Raw genomic sequence first — 16,329 nt, forward strand, 5'->3', positions numbered from 1 at the left:
CGGATCGGCGTAGACGGCTACGCTCCCGATCCCGGCGTCCCGGCAGGCACGGGCGACACGGACAGCGATTTCGCCACGGTTGGCGATGAGCACCTTGCGCACGACGACTGCTCCTCAACTTGCGGGCGCTGAAGCGGAAAGATCGAGAACGCCGAGTGGTTTGTACAGCGGCACCCCCGAAGCATCCTGGAGGGACCGTATCCGGCGTTACTCCGCAGTTGTCCACCGTCCGGAAATCAAACGGGGAGTGCCGAGTGCCGGACGGGCCCGCCCAACACCCCTGACGTGCCCGGGAGTCGGGGCCGCGCCGCAGGTGGGGCCCGCCCCGAGCGGCTCTCCCGAGCAGGGAATTGACGGAAATCACTTCGGGGTTGACTTCGACCTGCCGCCGGGAGATCGGCCGTTGTCGTGCATTCCCGATCGCGCCCGGATCGCGCCGCGATCGCGGGAAACGGAATCCTTGAATTCCCCGCTCTATCGAGAGTTGTGGCGATCCTCAAGCCGGTCGAAGGTGAAACTCCGGCGAAGCGGAGCCGACCGGCGCCCCCTGGCCGTCGCCCATACGCCGGGTGCGGCGACCACCCCGTAAGGCACACTAAAACCGACCTGCCGTACGGTTCCCCTGCTCGCGCACCGCACCCACGGGCGCGAACTCGGCAATCGGGTCGACGCTTTGGGGGATTTCACGCGTTTTCCCAGCTTTGACAAACCGGGATACCGGTTTGTATTGTCTTCAACAAGTCAATGCGGCACGACTGTGCACACAGGACCGGGGGGGAGCAGCCATGCGCTTCAGGATGTTGGGCCCGCTGGAGGTGGTGTCCGGCGATCAGCGGGTCCCTCTGGGGGGAACCAAGCAGCGGGCGACGCTGGGCTATCTGCTGCTGCAGGCCAACCAGGTCGTCCCGACGAGCCGGTTGCTCTCCGCGCTCTGGCAGGCGGACAACACGCCGGTCACGGCACGGAAGATCCTCCAGAACGCGGTGTGGGGGCTGCGCGGGATCCTGGCCGAGGGCGGCGCCGGGGGCGCGGCCGAGCTGGTCACCCGCGCGCCCGGGTACCTGATCCGCACCGACCCCGACCAGATCGACCTGAACGTCTTCCGGCGCCGGGTCGGGGAGGGGCGGGCCGAACTCGCAGGCGGGCGGCCCGAGGCGGCCGTCGCCTCGCTCGGTGCGGCGCTCGCCCTGTGGCGCGGCCCGGCGCTCGCCGACCTCGCCGAGACCGGCGTCATGTGGCCCGAGCTGACGGCCGTGCAGAACGCCCGGCTCGATGTCCTGGAGGACTACTTCGAGGCGAAGCTGGCGTGCGGGCAGCACTACGCGGTCCTGGGCGAGCTGGAAGCCGCCGTAGAGGCCGAGCCGCTGCGCGAGCGCAGCTCGGGGCAGCTGATGCTGGCGCTTTACCGCTGCGGGCGGCAGGCCCACGCGCTCGCCGTCTACAACCGGCTGCGCGCCACCCTGGTCGAGGACCTCGGCCTGGAGCCCGGCCACGAGCTGCGCCGCCTCCAGCGCGCGATCCTCGCCCACGACCCGTCCCTGGGCCTCGCGCCCCCGCCCCCGGCCGCCGCCCCCGCGCAGTCGACGGCCCTGGCGCCCGTCCCCGCCGCCGACCAGCCGTGCGAGCGTGCCGACCGCCGTCGTACGCTGACCGCCGTCTCCGGCCACCGCAGGCACGGCCACGCCCCTGAGCGTACGGCGGCCTCGCGCGCGGTGATCGTGCCCCAGCGGACGCCCGTACGACCGGATGTGATGCAACGCCAGGAGCTGAGCGTGCTCCTCGTGCAGGCCAGGGTCGCCCCCGGGGTGATCCCCCTCCACGAGGCACTCCGCCTCGACCGGGCGGCCGATCTGGACGAGGCGCTGGAGCGGGTCGGCGCGGCGACGCGCGCGCGGATCGAGCACTTCGGCGGTCGCGTCGTCGGCTCGATCGGCCCGGTCTCGCTCGGCCTGTTCCGGGACGAGGAAGAGGACGGCGGGGGAGACGCGCGCCGGGAAGGCGGCGGCGCCGCCCTGCGCGCGCTGCGGGCGGCCGCCGCCGTGCGCGACGCGGTCACCCCGCCCGGTCGGTCGGCCGTCCACCGCTCGCCCGCCGAACGGGACCTGACCGTGCACGCGGCCGTGGCGACCGGCCGGGCGCTGGTCCGCTTCGCGCCCGGCGACCCCGGCGCTCCGCAGTCCGTCAACGGGGCGCTCCTGGACCTCTGCCAGCGGCTGCTGACGCTGGCCGCGCCCGGCGAGATCCTCGCCTGCGAGGCCGCACGGCTGGCCGCCGGACCCGAGGTCTCCTATGCCCCGGCCGACGGCTCCGCGCGGCACTGGCGGGTGCGCGAGGTGTACGCCAGACCGAGCTCGGCCGCGGCTGCCGTGGCGTACTCCGCGCCCTTCGCCCGGCCGCCCCGGCGGATCGGGGCCTGACCGCCCGTAGGTCCGTAGGCCCACGGGCCTGGTGGCGTCGACGCGTTCGGGCGCCGAGGTGAGTTCGTGTCCCGTCGGGGGGCGGGACACGAACTCACCTCGGCGCCCGAACCGTTTCGGCACCCAGCAGGGCCTTGCCCGGCGGATCCGGCCTCCGCCCCGGCCCGGCACGCCCTTGCGGTCACGGCGTGCTGGACTTCCGAAGCGCGGACGGGATCCGCCGACAGTGCCCATGGACGGGCCCTACAGTGGCAGCGCCGCCACCAGCCCCGGGCTGCCGTCCGGCTTCAGCGAGCCGAGCGCGTCGGCCCGGGCGAGCCGGGGCAGCAGCAGCCCCCAGAACTTGCCGAACATCTGGCGCGAGAACCAGCGCGGCTGGCTGCGCCCCATCGCCTCGAAGCCGACGGTGGTCGCCGCGATCACCGCCTTGGCGTCCTCCACCGCGACCCCCTCGGCGAGCGCGCCCTCGGCGGCGGCCCCGGTCAGCACGTCGCCGACCCAGTCGACCCAGTACTGGCGCAGGTCGGTGGCCCCCTTCCAGGTCGCGTCGGAGCTGAGCCCGAACCCGGCCCGCAGGATGACGTCGTCGCCGAGCCGGAACGCCAGCGCGTGCGTGGTGTCCACGAGGAGCTGGAGGGAGCGGCCCTGCCCGGCCTCGCGCGGGCGCGCGATCTGCCGCAGGGACGCCATGGCGTGGTCGCCGACGGCCTCGGCCAGGGCGTTCTTGCTGACGAAGTGGAAGTGCAGGGCCCCGTTGCTGACGCCGGCCCGGGTGCTGATCGTGGTCAGTGAGGAGGGTGCGAAACCGTCCGCGTCGAACACCTCGGCCGCCGCCAGGATCAGCGTCTGACGCGTCCGCTCAGCCCGTTGCTGCTTGCTCATGGTGTAACTCCGTTGTCGCGCAGGAAGGAGGGGGCTTCTGGAGGACAGGAGCCAAGAGGGAGATTGTATAGAAACCAACCCGACGGTTTCTTTAGTCCTGCTTGAGTGTGGCCCAAAGCATTCCCCTGCCGACTCGAACACGCCCCCGCCCCACCTCGCTGACCTGCACTTCAGGCGTGATAGGGCGATATTGGCGTACGTTCCGACGGCGGGATCCAGCCGAACGGCTGCGGTCGGATCCGGGCCCAGAGCCCGCTACGAACGGGACATCCGGTCTGCAAGTGCCCCTCCGGACAGGCGATCCGGGCATGCGAAAGGGCCCCGGGAACGAGTCCCGGGGCCCTCACGTACGTCCCGTGTGGCTACTTCTCGGCCGCCGCCGCGCACTCCGCGCAGGTGCCGAAGATCTCCACGGTGTGCGCCACGTTGACGAAGCCGTGCTGCTCGGCGATCGCCTCGGCCCACTTCTCCACCGCCGGGCCCTCGACCTCGACGGCCTTGCCGCACATCCGGCAGACCAGATGGTGGTGGTGGTCGCCCGACGAGCAGCGCCGGTAGACGGCCTCGCCGTCGCTGGTGCGCAGCACGTCGACCTCACCCGCGTCGGCGAGCGACTGCAGGGTGCGGTAGACCGTGGTCAGCCCGACCGAGTCGCCCCGGTGCTTGAGCATGTCGTGCAGCTCCTGCGCGCTGCGGAACTCGTCCACCTGGTCGAGGGCCGCCGCCACGGCGGCCCGCTGCTTGGTCGACCGGCCGCGTACGGGTGGTCCAGCCGTCGCCACAGGTGCCTCCCTCTAGGGCCTGTCGTCAAATTCCCGTCTGCCTCGCGACGCCTGGCACGCACTCTCGCCGCACCGGGCGAAAGCCCTCGTACGTCCAGTACGAGGACTCTCGCCCGGCACGCCGAGAGCACGCACCAGACGCCGCGAGGCCGCCCTCCGGGCGACGACGCGAATTTGACGACAGGCCCTAACCGTCGCCCGCTCACGTCGTCGGGCCATTCTGCCAGGTCGGGGTCAGACCGTGGCCTCGTCCGCCGCGGTACGCGACCCCGGCACCTCCAGGGTGCACTGTTCCGCAGTGGTTTCGGCCAGCCGTGCACGCCTGCGTGCCAGGGGCGCGGCGAGCGCGGTCAGGGCGATGAACGCGCCGATCGCGAGCAGCACGATCGTCGCACCGGGCGGTACGTCCTGGTAGTACGAGGTGACGGTTCCGGCCAGGGTGACCGTGGTGCCGATGACCACCGCGAGGACGAACGTCACAGCGAAGGAGCGGGAGATCTGCTGGGCGGCCGCCACCGGGACCACCATCAGCGCGCTGACCAGGAGCAGCCCCACGGCCCGCATGGCGACCGTGACGGTGATCGCGGCGGTCACCGCGACCAGCAGGTTCAGGGCCCGCACCGGAAGGCCGGTGACCCGAGCGAACTCCTCGTCCTGGCTCACCGCGAACAGCTGCCGCCGCAGCCCGACCGTGACCAGCACCACGAACGCGGCGAGCACGCAGATCGAGGTGACGTCCGAGTCCGAGACGGTGGAGAGCGAGCCGAAGAGGTACGAGGAGAGGTTGGCGTTGGAGCCGGTGTCCGAGAGGTTGACCAGCAGCACACCGCCCGCCATACCGCCGTAGAAGAGCATGGCGAGCGCGATGTCGCCGCGCGTCTTGCCGTACGCCCGGATCAGCTCCATCGTCACGGCGCCGACGACGGAGACGAGCGTCGCCATCCACACCGGGCTGCTGTTGAGCAGGAAGCCGAGGCCGACGCCGGTCATGGCGACGTGGCCGATGCCGTCGCCCATCAGGGCCTGACGGCGCTGGACCAGGTAGATGCCGACGGCGGGCGCGGTGATGCCGACCAGGACGGCCGCGATGAGCGCCCGCTGCATGAAGGCGGTCTGGAGGATTTCCATGATCAGGTCAGCAGTCCTGTACGGATCGGCTCGGCGGCCGAGTGGGGGTGGACGTGGTCGTGGCCCGGCAGGGCGTGCTGGCCGGTGGCCTTGGGCGGCGGGCCGTCGTGGGTGACGCAGCCGTCGCGCAGCACCACCGCACGGTCGATCAGCGGCTCAAGGGGGCCGAGCTCGTGCAGGACCAGCAGTACGGTCGCGCCGCCCGCGACCTGCTCGCGCAGGGTCGCGGCGAGGATCTCCTGGCTGGCCAGGTCGACGCCCGCCATCGGCTCGTCCATGATCAGCAGCTCGGGCTCGGAGGCGAGCGCGCGGGCGATCAGGACGCGCTGGTGCTGGCCGCCGGAGAGGGCGTTCACCGAGTCCTTGGCGCGGTCGGCGAGGCCCACGAGCTCGATGGCCCGGGCCACGGCCGCCCGGTCCGCCTTGGACAGCAGGCCCAGCTTCGTACGGGAGAGCCGCCCCGAGGCGACGACCTCGCGGACGGTCGCCGGGACCCCGCTGGCGGCGGTGGTGCGCTGGGGCACGTAGCCGACGCGCGCCCAGTCGCGGAAGCGCTTCAGCTCCGTACCGAACAGCTCGATGCCGCCCCCGGTGAGCGGCACCTGGCCGATCGCCGAGCGCACGGCGGTGGACTTGCCGGAGCCGTTGGCGCCGAGCAGGGCGACGACCTCACCGCGCCGGACGGTGAGGTCGATGCCGCGCAGCACCGGGCGCGAGCCGAGGGTCGCGGTGGCTCCGCGCAGGGATATGACGGGTTCCTTCACGGGGTCCATCACTGGTGCCTCCGATGTGCCGGATGCGGACTGGGACGTGCTCACTTCGCGCCGAGCGCCTTCTGGAGCGCGGCCAGGTTGGACGCCATCACCTGGAGGTAGTCCGCTCCCTTGGACTTCTTGGTGATGCCCTCCAGCGGGTCCAGGACATCCGTCTTGAGGCCGGTGTCCTTCGCGAGGGTCTTCGCGGTCTTGTCGCTGGCCAGTGTCTCGAAGAAGACCGTGTCGACGTGGTCCTTCTTCGCGATGGACTGGAGCTCCTTGACCCGGGCGGGGCTCGGCTCGGCCTCGGGGTCGATGCCCGCGATGCCCTCCTGGGTGAGCCCGTAGCGCTCGGCGAGGTAGCCGAAGGCGGAGTGGGTGGTGATGAACGTCTTGGTGGCGGTGTTCTTCAGGCCCGCCGCGAACTTCTCGTTCAGTGCCCCGAGGTCCTTGACCACCGCGTCGGTGTTCTTCTTGTAGTCCGCCGCGTGGTCGGGGTCGGCCTTCTGGAGGGCCTTGCCGACGCCCTGGGCGACCTCGGCGTACTTGACCGGGTCCAGCCAGACGTGCGGGTCGGCGCCGGCCTCGCTCTCGCCGTGGTGCTCCTCGCCCTCGTGGCCGTGGCCGACCTCGGTGCCGTGGTCCTCCAGCTTGGTGAGGCCGGCGGCGTCGACGGTGTGCTTGGCACCGGACTGCGCGATGGCCTTGTCCACGGCGGGCTGGATGCCCTTGAGGTAGACGACCAGGCCGGCCTCGCCGAGGGAGGCGGTCTGCTTGGGGCTGAGCTCCAGGTCGTGCGGCTCGACGCCCGGCTTGGTGAGGTTGCGTACGGAGACGTGGTCGCCGCCTATTCGCTCCGCGAGGTACTGCATCGGGTAGAACGACGCCACCACGTCGAGCTTGCCGTCCTTCGTCGCCGCGGTGGTGGAGCCCGAGCAGGCGCTGAGGCCGAGCACGGCGGCGGCGGAGAGGGCGGCGGCGGGTATGAGGCGTCGTACGTTCATGACAGTCATTTTCAACAAAAGTGGAAACGATTGTCAACAACGCCTGGTCCGAGCACTGCGTCGAGCCGCACTCCGGGCGGTGCGGGGATACCGATTTGATCCAGGGGTGGAGGCCGCCGCTAATCTGAGGCATTCGCCGTTCGTCGTCGTCGTAATGAAGAGAGCAACGTGGCCGCCGACAAGATCGACACCATCGTCAACCTGAGCAAGCGCCGTGGCTTCGTCTACCCGTGCAGCGAGATCTACGGCGGCCAGAAGGCCGCCTGGGACTACGGGCCGCTGGGTGTCGAGCTGAAGGAGAACCTGAAGCGCCAGTGGTGGCGCTACATGGTCACCTCGCGCGAGGACGTCGTCGGCATCGACTCGTCGGTGATCCTGGCCACCGAGGTCTGGGAGGCCTCCGGCCACGTCGCCACCTTCACCGACCCGCTCACCGAGTGCACCTCCTGCCACAAGCGGTTCCGCGCGGACCACCTGATCGAGGCGTACGAGGAGAAGCACGGCAAGGAGCCCGCGAACGGCCTCGCCGAGCTCAACTGCCCCAACTGCGGCAACAAGGGCACCTTCACCGAGCCCAAGAACTTCTCGGGTCTGCTCTCCACCCACCTCGGCCCGACCCAGGACAGCGGCTCGGTCGCCTACCTGCGCCCCGAGACCGCGCAGGGCATCTTCACCAACTTCGGCCAGGTCCAGCAGACCTCGCGCAAGAAGCCGCCCTTCGGCATCGCGCAGATGGGCAAGTCCTTCCGCAACGAGATCACGCCCGGCAACTTCATCTTCCGCACCCGCGAGTTCGAGCAGATGGAGATGGAGTTCTTCGTCAAGCCGGGCGAGGACGAGAAGTGGCAGGAGTACTGGATGCAGGAGCGCTGGAACTGGTACACCGGCCTGGGCCTGCGCGAGGAGAACATGCGCTGGTACGAGCACCCGAAGGAGAAGCTCTCCCACTACTCCAAGCGCACCGCCGACATCGAGTACCGCTTCCAGTTCGGCGGCAGCGAGTGGGGCGAGCTGGAGGGTGTCGCCAACCGCACCGACTACGACCTCTCGGCGCACGCCAAGGCGTCCGGCAGCGACCTGTCGTACTTCGACCAGGAGGCCGGTGAGCGCTGGACCCCGTACGTCATCGAGCCCGCCGCCGGTGTCGGCCGCTCCATGCTCGCCTTCCTCCTCGACGCCTACAACGAGGACGAGGCGCCCAACGCCAAGGGCGTCATGGAGAAGCGCGCCGTGATGCGCCTCGACCCGCGCCTGGCGCCGGTCAAGGTCGCGGTCCTGCCGCTGTCGCGCAACCCGCAGCTGTCGCCGAAGGCGAAGGGCCTGGCGGCGGACCTGCGGCAGAACTGGAACATCGAGTTCGACGACGCGGGCGCGATCGGTCGCCGCTACCGTCGCCAGGACGAGATCGGTACGCCGTTCTGCGTCACGGTCGACTTCGACACGCTGGACGACAACGCGGTGACGGTTCGCGAGCGGGACACGATGTCGCAGGAGCGGGTGTCGCTGGACCAGATCCAGTCGTACCTGGGTGCGCGGCTTCTGGGCTGCTAGTTCGTCTGCGGGTGCGTGGGGGGCTGGTCGCGCAGTTCCCCGCGCCCCTGGGTAGTGCGGGGCTGAGTGCCGCGCTCCGCGACGGGCTGCTGGTTCGTCTGCGGGTGCGCTGTGGTTGCTCGCGCAGTTCCCCGCGCCCCTGAAAGCCTGGCCCCGTACCGCATGCTCATGCGGTACGGGGCCAGGCCTTTTGCCTTTAGGGGCGCGGGGAACTGCGCGACCAGCCCCCACCGGCCCGCAGGTGAAGTCCTACGCGCGTCGCCCCGCGACCACCCCGCACGCCACTGCAAGGGGCAACTCCGCGAACAGCGCGAGCGCGACCGCCGTCGCGAACTCGGGACCGGCCGCCGCCGTCGTCACGTCGAACCACGCGTCCATCAGCAGCAGCGCCCCCGTCGCCGCCGCCGCGGGCGACACCCGCGGGTCGCCGCGGCGCAGCAGCACCCCCGTCCCCACGAGCCCCACGGCGAGCCCCGCGTCGAGGCCGATCCAGGCCGCCGGCCAGTTGGAGACCTCGACGGTCCGCGGCAGGGTCTGCGCGAGGACCACCATCCACGGCACCAGGGAAACCCCCGCCACCGTCAGCAGCGTCGCGAGGCGCGGCCGGCGGATGCGGATCTGCGGGGCGACGAGGGTCATGGCGGCGGGTCTCCTTCCGGCCCGAGGTCGTTCCTGCGAGCACGGCAACAAGCCTCCCCCGCCGAGCCGTTCGGATCAGTAGCGCGACTGTCCGATCCTGGGGTGGTGCCAGCTATACCCCCGACCGGGCAGTAGCGTGATGGCACCGCTCCGAGCTGGGCGTTTACCGTATGGGCATGGCAACTCCCGGCCCGCTGCGGCGCGCGTTCGACTGGGCCGCCGCGCACGCCCCGTGGTCGGCGTGGGCCTGGCGCAACACCACCTTCGCGGTGGCGGGCATCCCGCTCGCGCTGCCCGCCGCCGGCTCCTTCACGTACATCGTCATGGCACCGGGACACACCCCCAGCGCCCTGCTCTTCGTCCTCGCCCTCAGCCCGCTCCTCACCGCGCTCCAGCGCAGCCGCTTCTGGTCGCTGCTCGGCCTCGACGTGCCGGGCATCACCTGGCGCAGCCGCAGGCTGAGTTGGCGCGGCCTGGTCGAGCGGCTGCGGTCGGAGTCGACCTGGCGGCAGTACGGCTACCACCTCCTCGTCGCCCCGCTCGCCGCGACGGCGGCCGTCCTGGTGGTCTGCGCCTGGGTGACGGGCTTCGTGGGCGCCTTCGTGCTGTCGTGGCTGTGGGCGGTGCCGCTGGACGCGAGGCTTCCGCACTGGACCAACGCGTACGTCCTGTTCTCCGTCGGCGGGGTGCTGCTCCTGCTCACCACGCCCTGGTTCGCGGCCGCCGCCACCCGGCTCGACGGCCACGCGGCCGCCGCCCTGCTCGGCCCCAACCGGGCCAAGGAGCTGGAGCGGCGCGTGGAGACCCTGGCCGAGAGCCGCGCCGGGGTCCTGGACGCCGCCGACGCCGAGCGCCGCCGCATCGAGCGCGATCTGCACGACGGCGCCCAGCAGCGCCTGGTCTCCCTCGCCATGAACCTGGGCCTGGCCCGCGCCACCCTCACCGACCTGCCGCCCGAGGCCCGGGCCGTCATCGACGAGGCGCACCGCGAGGCCAAGGAGGCCATCGAGGAGCTCAACAACCTGGTGCGCGGGCTGCACCCGGCCGTCCTCGACGACCGGGGCCTGGACGCCGCCCTGTCCGGCATCGCCGCCCGCGCCCCGCTGCCCGTCGAGCTCACCGTCGACATCGACCGCCGGCCGTCCCCCACGGTCGAGGCCGTCGCCTACTTCGTCGTCTCCGAGGCGCTGGCGAACGTCGCCAAGCACGCCCGGGCGACGCGCTGTTCCGTGCAGGTCGGCCGCCGCGGCGACCTGCTCCGCCTCACCGTCTCCGACAACGGGGCGGGCGGCGCCGACGCCGCCGCCGGCACCGGACTGCGGGGCCTCGCCAAACGCGTAGGGTCCGTGGACGGAACCATCCGGATCAACAGCCCCCTCGGGGGCCCGACCGTCATCACTGTGGAGCTGCCGTGCGGGCTGTGATCGCCGAGGACTCGGTGCTGCTGCGGATAGGACTCGTCAAGGTCCTGGAGATGGCGGGGTTCGACGTCGCCGCCGAGGCGGAGGACGCCGAGGGGCTGCTCGCCGCCGTCGAGGAACACCGCCCCAAGCTGGCCCTGGTGGACGTGCGGATGCCGCCCGGCTTCACCGACGAGGGCGTACGAGCCGCCCTGATGATCCGTCAGCAGTGGCCGGACACGGCCGTCCTGCTCCTCTCCCAGTACGTCGAGGAGCGGTACGCGGCCGATCTGCTCACCGCCCAGACCGGCGGCATCGGCTACCTCCTCAAGCAACGGGTCGCCGACGTCGAGGAGTTCGTCGACGCCCTCAAGCGCGTCGCGGGCGGTGGCACCGCGCTCGACCCGCAGGTCGTCGCCCAGCTGCTGCTGCGCCGGGGCGGCGGCACCGACCCGCTGGAACGCCTCACCCCGCGCGAACGCGAAGTCCTCGCCCTGATGGCCGAGGGCCGCTCCAACGCGGGCATCGCCGAGCAGCTGGTCGTCAGCGAGAGCGCCGTCGCCAAGCACATCAACAACATCTTCGCCAAGCTCGACCTGCCCGTCGCCGACGGCGACCACCGCCGCGTCCTCGCGGTCCTGCGGTTCCTGGACGGCGGCTCATGAGCACGGACACGCAGGTGCGCGCCGCCCCGGCCGGCCCTGGCCCCGGCGGCGAGCGGCCCCGGCACCGGGGGCTGTGGATCCTGGCCGCCGTGCTCAGCGCGCTGTTCGTGGTCGCGCCGCTGGGCATCGAGGTGTACGCGCAGTTCGCCCGCCAGACCCACAGCGAGACCAGCGTCGAGACCAGCGACCGCCACCCCGTCAAGACCGTCCAGGTGGACTCGGGCAGCGCCGAGCTGACCGTGGTGCCGGGCGCCGAGGGCGAGGTCCGCATCCAGCAGCGGCTCTCCTGGTCGGTGCGCAAGCCCAAGGTCGTCAAGGAGTGGGACGGCGACACCCTCAAACTGCGGCCCGAGTGCGACGGCACGTTCGCCCTCACCAGCCTCGGCTGCTCCGTCCAGCTGGACCTGACCGTGCCCGCCGGGGTCGCGCTCAAGGTGAACAGCGGCTCCGGCACCGTCCGGGTCAGCGGCCTCACCGGCCCGGTCGACGTCGACGGCGGCTCCGGCAGCGTCAAGCTCTACGGCGTACGCGGCCCGATCGACGCCTCCGTCGGCTCCGGCTCCTTCAGCGGCGCCGCGATCGGCTCCACCGAGGCCGAGGTGCATTCGAGCTCCGGCCACGCCGAGCTGGAGTTCGTGACCCCGCCCCGCCGGGTCACCGCCTCCACCGGCTCCGGCAGCGTCGACCTCCGCGTCCCCGCGGGCTCGCACTACCGGGTCGAGGGCACCAAGGGCTCCGGCACCCGCGACATCGAGGACTCCCTGCCGGACCCGGCCTCGGACCGCCTCATCAAGGTGTCCTCGGGCTCGGGCACGGCGACGCTGGACTACCTGCGCCTGAGCTAGAACCTCTCCGGTCCGGACCCTGTGCGGGCTAGCTCCGGTCCAGCAGCCGTAGGCCGCCCAGGACCAGGTCGACCACCGCCTCGAACTCCACCAGGATCTCCGGCTTCAGCCACTGCGGCGCGTACGCCGGGTCGTGGAAGCGGCTCGTGGCGTCGAAGACCGCACGGGCCACCTGGGCGTCCGGCCCCAGGGCCGTGAACTGGCCGCGCTCCACGCCCCAGTGCACTATCTGCTCGATCTGCGCGACCAGTTCGGTGATGTGCTCCTCGACCACCTCGCTGTTCTCCGCGAGCAGCACCTCGTACGTCGCGAACAGCTGGGGGTCGTCGCCCGCCTTGCGGCGCTTGGCCTCGAAGAGCCCCGCCAGCCAGGCGCGCAGCGACGCCTCGGCGTCCTTGGGCTCGTCGTCCGCGATCGAGCTCAGCTCGCGCGTCGTGCGGTCCAGCCAGCGCTTGGTGACGGCCTCCCGCAGCGCCGACTTCGTACGGAAGTGGCGGTACACACTGCCGTGGCTGACGCCGAGCTGGCGGGCGACATCGACGACCGTGGCCTTCGCCGGGCCGTGTCGGCGCAGCACTTCCTCGGTCGCTTCGAGGATGCGCTCGGCGGTCAGGGGTTCCGTACTCATGACCTTGACGTTACCCGCCGTGTCCGACCCGGTGCCCGGCCCTGTGGACAACTCAGTGCTCGCTGTCCAGATGCGCCATCTGCGCCGCCGGGTAGCGCTCGCCCGCGGCCGCGCCCGCCGGGACCGCCGCCTCGATCGCGGCCAGGTCACGGGCGTCGAGCGTGACGTCCAGGGCGCCCAGCGCCTCGGCGAGCCGGTCCCGGCGGCGGGCGCCGACCAGCGGCACGATGTCCGCGCCGAACCGCTCGCCCTGCGCCATCACCCAGGCGATCGCGATCTGCGCGACCGAGACGCCCTGGTGCTCGGCGACCTTGCGCAGCGCCTCGACCAGGTCCAGGTTGCGGTCCAGGTTCTCGCCCTGGAAGCGCGGGCTCATCCCACGGAAGTCGTTGGCCGCCAGCTGCCGGTCGCGGGTGAAGTGGCCGCTGATCAGACCGCGCGAGAGCACGCCGTACGCGGTGATGCCGATGCCCAGCTCCTTGGCGGTCGGCAGGATCTCGTCCTCGATGCCGCGCGAGATCAGCGAGTACTCGATCTGGAGGTCGGAGATCGGGGCGACCGCGGCGGCCCGGCGCAGGGTGTCCGCGCCGACCTCGGACATCCCGATGTGCCGTACGTGACCGGCCTCGACCAGCTCCGCGATGGCGCCGACGGTCTCCTCGACCGGGACGTTCTCGTCGAGCCGGGCGATCCGGTAGACGTCGACGTGGTCGACGCCGAGCCGCTGGAGGGAGTACGCGGCGAAGTTCTTCACCGCCGCCGGGCGGCCGTCGTAACCCGCCCAGTCGCCGTCCGGGTCGCGCAGGGCGCCGAACTTGACGCTGGTGAGCGCCTTTTCGCGGGCGGAGGCGGACGCGCCGCGCAGCGCCTCGCCGATCAGCAGCTCGTTGTGGCCCATGCCGTAGAAGTCGCCGGTGTCCAGCAGCGTGATGCCCGCGTCGAGGGCGGCGTGGATGGTGGCGATCGACTCGGCCCGGTCGGCCTCGCCGTACAGCGCGGACATGCCCATGCAGCCGAGGCCGAGGGCGGAGACCTGGGGGCCGGTGGTGCCGAGGGTGCGGGTGCGCATGACTGGTCACTCCTTGAGGGGTGGGGGGTGTGTCACCGACTCTCGCATAACAGATGACAGATTTCAATATCTGTCATCTGTTATCTGTCAGTACCGCCCCCCGGGCCTTCGGTCACCCCACCGTCTTCGGTAGCCGCAGGCTCAGCAGCACCGTGAGGACCACGGCCGCCAGCTGCACCAGCAAGGTCACCACCAGCGCGTCCCGGGTGCCCATCGAGGGCAGCAGCGAGAGGAAGAGGCTGCCGAGGGTGGCGACGCCGAGGGCGAGGGCGGACTGCTGGGTGGTGACCAGGACGCCGCTGCCCACGCCCGCGCGGTCGGTCGGGACGTCCGAGAGCACGATCCGGAACAGCACCGGCAGCTGGAGGCCCTGGCCGAGCCCGGCCAGCGCGACGCCCGGGGCCAGCTCGGCTATCCCCAGGCCGGACCAGCCCTGCCGGACGGTGAGCACCAGGACCGTGATGCCGACGCCCTGGATGAGGCCGCCGGTGGTGACGACCCGGCTCCCGTACCGGCCGATCAGGCGCGGCCCGGCCAGCGACGCGGCGAAGAACGCCACCGCCATCGGCACCAGGGCGAGCCCGGCCGACACCGGACCCATCCGGAGCCCCTGCTGGAGGACGACCGCGATCACGAACATGAAGCCGCTGAAGCCGACCGAGAACGGCACGATCATGACGAGGCCCCGGTGCAGCGAGGGCAGCTTCAGCAGGCTCGGCGGGACCAGGGGAGTACCGCCCCGGCGGTCGGCGCGCTGCTCGGTCCGGAAGAACGCGAAGGCGGCGAACGGGAAGATCGCGAGCGAGACCCAGGTCCACAGCGGCCACCCGGCCGCGCGCCCCTCGGTCAGCGGCAGCAGCAGGCTGATCAGCGAGAGCGCGAGCAGCAGCGTGCCGGGCACGTCCACCGAGGCGGGCCGCTCCGAGCGGGTCTCCGGCACGCTGCGGACCGCGAGAATCAGCCCGACGACCACCACGGGCACGTTGACCAGGAAGACCGCGCGCCAGCCGCTGCCCGCGATGTCGGCGGCGACCAGCACGCCGCCGAGGATCTGCCCGGCGACCATGGAGAGCCCGGCGGTCGCCCCGTACAGGCTCATCGCGCGGGCCCGGCGCGGGCCTGCCGTGGTGGCCTGGATGGTGGCGAGGACCTGCGGCAGCATCAGCGCGGACGCGGCGCCCTGGGCGACCCGGGCCGCCACCAGCGTCCAGGCGGTCGGCGCCAGGCCGCAGGCCAGCGAGGTCACGCCGAAGGCGGCCATGCCGATCAGGAAGAGCCGGCGGCGCCCGGCGGTGTCGCCGAGGCGGCCGCCGAGGACGAGCAGGACCGCGTACGCGACGCCGTAGCCCGCGACCACCAGTTCCAGCGTGGCCGGGCTCGCGGAGAGGTCCTTCTCCATGGCGGGCAGGGCGACGTTGACGATGAAGAAGTCGATCAGGGGCAGGGCCGCGCCGAGCAGCACGGTGAACAGCCCGAGCGAGCCGATCGCCGCGCCGCCGTGGCGGATGACCGGGACGGCGGCGGCGGGGGTGGCGGGGGTGCTGGCAGGGGCGGCCTCGGCCGTGGAGGTGGATCCGGAAGTACTCACGTCATTGCTCACGCAGAAGACGATCGTCCTTCGCTCAGCCTGGTACCAGAGTGTCTTTATCCTGGTACATCCACTACCTGGCAATGGGGTGGGCAGGGCGGCATCCTGGTTCCATGACCACTGTGGCCCCGGAGACCGACGTCCGCAGGCACGAGCTGGCGGAGTTCCTGCGCAGCCGCCGCGAGCGCATCACGCCCGAGCAGGTCGGCCTGCCGCACGGCCGCCGCCGGCGCACCCCCGGGCTGCGCCGCGAGGAGGTCGCCTACCTCTCCGCGGTCGGCGTCACCTGGTACACGTGGCTGGAGCAGGCCCGGGAGATCCAGGTCTCCGCGCAGGTCCTGGACGCGCTGGCGCGCGCCCTGCTGATGGACCCCAGCGAGCGCACCCACCTCTTCGCGCTGGCGGGTACGACCGACCCGAACCCCAACGCGCCCTGCCCGACGGTGACTCCGTCGATGCGCGCGATGCTGGACCAGCTGGAGCCGCTGCCCGCCTGCATCCAGAACAGCCGGTACGACATCCTGGCCTACAACCGCACGTACGCCAGGCTGCTCTGCGACCTGGACGCGCTGCCGCCCGAGGACCGCAACTGCATGTGGCTGGCCTTCACCAACGACGACTGGCGCGCGGCGGTCGCCGACCTGCCGGACGCCAACAGGATGATGGCCGCCAAGTTCCGCGCCTCGATGGCCGAGCACCTGGCGGAGCCCGCCTGGAAGACGCTCCTGAACCGCCTGGAGAACGGCTCCCCCGAGTTCCGCGAGATCTGGGCCCGCCACGAGGTGGTCGACCAGGGCGGCCGGGAGAAGTACATCCGCAACGCCCATGTGGGCCTGCTCCACCTGGAACACACCAACCTGTGGCTGGGCCCGTCGTCGGGTCCGCGCCTGGTGACGTATGTCCCGCTGGACGCGGCGTCGCGGGCGGGGCTTGAGCGGTTGCTGGAGATGGCGGCCGCCTGACCGCAGGAAGCGTT

The 16,329-nt window shown here is 71.8% G+C and carries 16 protein-coding genes; 6 read left to right on the forward strand and 10 right to left on the reverse strand.

Annotated features, from left to right (window positions below):
• A partial coding sequence (locus tag IE252_RS43925; RefSeq protein ID WP_184742946.1) for a biotin carboxylase N-terminal domain-containing protein occupies nucleotides 1–102 on the reverse strand: 102 nt, incomplete at its 3' end.
• A 683-nt stretch (nucleotides 103–785) separates the two neighbouring features.
• On the opposite strand from IE252_RS43925, the gene IE252_RS07035 reads away from it, so the two are divergent.
• The gene (locus IE252_RS07035) at nucleotides 786–2,417 is read left to right on the forward strand and encodes an AfsR/SARP family transcriptional regulator (RefSeq protein ID WP_190088449.1); all 1,632 of its coding nucleotides are present in this window, start codon (nucleotides 786–788) and stop codon (nucleotides 2,415–2,417) included.
• A gap of 243 nt (nucleotides 2,418–2,660) precedes the next feature.
• Here IE252_RS07035 and IE252_RS07040 read toward each other — a convergent pair whose 3' ends face one another.
• The 5 genes from IE252_RS07040 to IE252_RS07060 form a co-directional block, all read right to left on the reverse strand.
• Complete coding sequence (locus IE252_RS07040) at nucleotides 2,661–3,299, reverse strand: ScbR family autoregulator-binding transcription factor (RefSeq protein WP_190088450.1); 639 nt, start codon at nucleotides 3,297–3,299, stop codon at nucleotides 2,661–2,663.
• A 362-nt stretch (nucleotides 3,300–3,661) separates the two neighbouring features.
• Nucleotides 3,662–4,081: a Fur family transcriptional regulator gene (locus IE252_RS07045; protein WP_101388227.1), complete on the reverse strand. Its 420-nt coding sequence runs from the start codon at nucleotides 4,079–4,081 to the stop codon at nucleotides 3,662–3,664.
• 234 nt (nucleotides 4,082–4,315) lie between these two features.
• Complete coding sequence (locus tag IE252_RS07050; RefSeq protein ID WP_190088451.1) at nucleotides 4,316–5,209, reverse strand: metal ABC transporter permease; 894 nt, start codon at nucleotides 5,207–5,209, stop codon at nucleotides 4,316–4,318.
• Between the two features lie 2 nt (nucleotides 5,210–5,211).
• On the reverse strand, nucleotides 5,212–5,982 hold the full coding sequence (locus IE252_RS07055; RefSeq protein ID WP_190088452.1) for a metal ABC transporter ATP-binding protein: 771 nt from the start codon (nucleotides 5,980–5,982) through the stop codon (nucleotides 5,212–5,214).
• Nucleotides 5,983–6,023: 41 nt separating this feature from the next.
• Complete coding sequence (locus tag IE252_RS07060) at nucleotides 6,024–6,968, reverse strand: metal ABC transporter substrate-binding protein (RefSeq protein ID WP_190088453.1); 945 nt, start codon at nucleotides 6,966–6,968, stop codon at nucleotides 6,024–6,026.
• A 168-nt stretch (nucleotides 6,969–7,136) separates the two neighbouring features.
• On the opposite strand from IE252_RS07060, the gene IE252_RS07065 reads away from it, so the two are divergent.
• Complete coding sequence (locus IE252_RS07065) at nucleotides 7,137–8,519, forward strand: glycine--tRNA ligase (RefSeq protein ID WP_190088454.1); 1,383 nt, start codon at nucleotides 7,137–7,139, stop codon at nucleotides 8,517–8,519.
• A gap of 249 nt (nucleotides 8,520–8,768) precedes the next feature.
• Here IE252_RS07065 and IE252_RS07070 read toward each other — a convergent pair whose 3' ends face one another.
• Nucleotides 8,769–9,158: a hypothetical protein gene (locus IE252_RS07070; protein WP_190088455.1), complete on the reverse strand. Its 390-nt coding sequence runs from the start codon at nucleotides 9,156–9,158 to the stop codon at nucleotides 8,769–8,771.
• 176 nt (nucleotides 9,159–9,334) lie between these two features.
• Here IE252_RS07070 and IE252_RS07075 point away from each other — a divergent pair, with 176 nt between their 5' ends.
• From IE252_RS07075 to IE252_RS07085, 3 genes are read left to right on the forward strand one after another with little or no spacing between them, the layout of a single operon-like run.
• Nucleotides 9,335–10,582, forward strand: a complete 1,248-nt coding sequence (locus IE252_RS07075) for a sensor histidine kinase (protein ID WP_190088456.1) — start codon at nucleotides 9,335–9,337, stop codon at nucleotides 10,580–10,582.
• Nucleotides 10,570–11,223 (forward strand): response regulator, encoded by a 654-nt coding sequence (locus IE252_RS07080; protein WP_190088457.1) that lies wholly within the window; start codon nucleotides 10,570–10,572, stop codon nucleotides 11,221–11,223. The genes IE252_RS07075 and IE252_RS07080 overlap by 13 nt, the downstream gene beginning before the upstream one ends.
• Nucleotides 11,220–12,068 carry a DUF4097 family beta strand repeat-containing protein gene (locus IE252_RS07085; RefSeq protein WP_190088458.1) on the forward strand — a complete coding sequence of 283 codons (849 nt, stop codon included), beginning with the start codon at nucleotides 11,220–11,222 and terminating at the stop codon, nucleotides 12,066–12,068. Before IE252_RS07080 ends, IE252_RS07085 begins: the two co-directional genes overlap by 4 nt.
• 28 nt (nucleotides 12,069–12,096) lie before the next feature.
• Here the strand turns inward: IE252_RS07085 and IE252_RS07090 are convergent, their stop codons facing one another.
• The 3 genes from IE252_RS07090 to IE252_RS07100 all read right to left on the reverse strand — a co-directional run bounded on the left by IE252_RS07090 (nucleotide 12,097) and on the right by IE252_RS07100 (nucleotide 15,272).
• Nucleotides 12,097–12,696 carry a TetR/AcrR family transcriptional regulator gene (locus IE252_RS07090; RefSeq protein ID WP_190088459.1) on the reverse strand — a complete coding sequence of 200 codons (600 nt, stop codon included), beginning with the start codon at nucleotides 12,694–12,696 and terminating at the stop codon, nucleotides 12,097–12,099.
• Nucleotides 12,697–12,748: 52 nt separating this feature from the next.
• A complete protein-coding gene (locus IE252_RS07095) occupies nucleotides 12,749–13,765 on the reverse strand; it encodes an aldo/keto reductase (RefSeq protein ID WP_190088460.1) in 1,017 nt (338 codons plus the stop codon).
• A gap of 112 nt (nucleotides 13,766–13,877) precedes the next feature.
• Nucleotides 13,878–15,272, reverse strand: coding sequence for an MFS transporter (locus IE252_RS07100; protein ID WP_229848157.1), 1,395 nt, complete (start codon nucleotides 15,270–15,272; stop codon nucleotides 13,878–13,880).
• Nucleotides 15,273–15,466: 194 nt separating this feature from the next.
• Here IE252_RS07100 and IE252_RS07105 point away from each other — a divergent pair, with 194 nt between their 5' ends.
• Nucleotides 15,467–16,315, forward strand: coding sequence for a helix-turn-helix transcriptional regulator (locus tag IE252_RS07105; protein WP_190088461.1), 849 nt, complete (start codon nucleotides 15,467–15,469; stop codon nucleotides 16,313–16,315).
• The last annotated feature ends 14 nt before the right edge of the window (nucleotides 16,316–16,329 follow it).

The organism is Streptomyces melanogenes (assembly GCF_014649795.1).
In the GTDB taxonomy this organism is placed as follows: domain Bacteria; phylum Actinomycetota; class Actinomycetes; order Streptomycetales; family Streptomycetaceae; genus Streptomyces; species Streptomyces noboritoensis.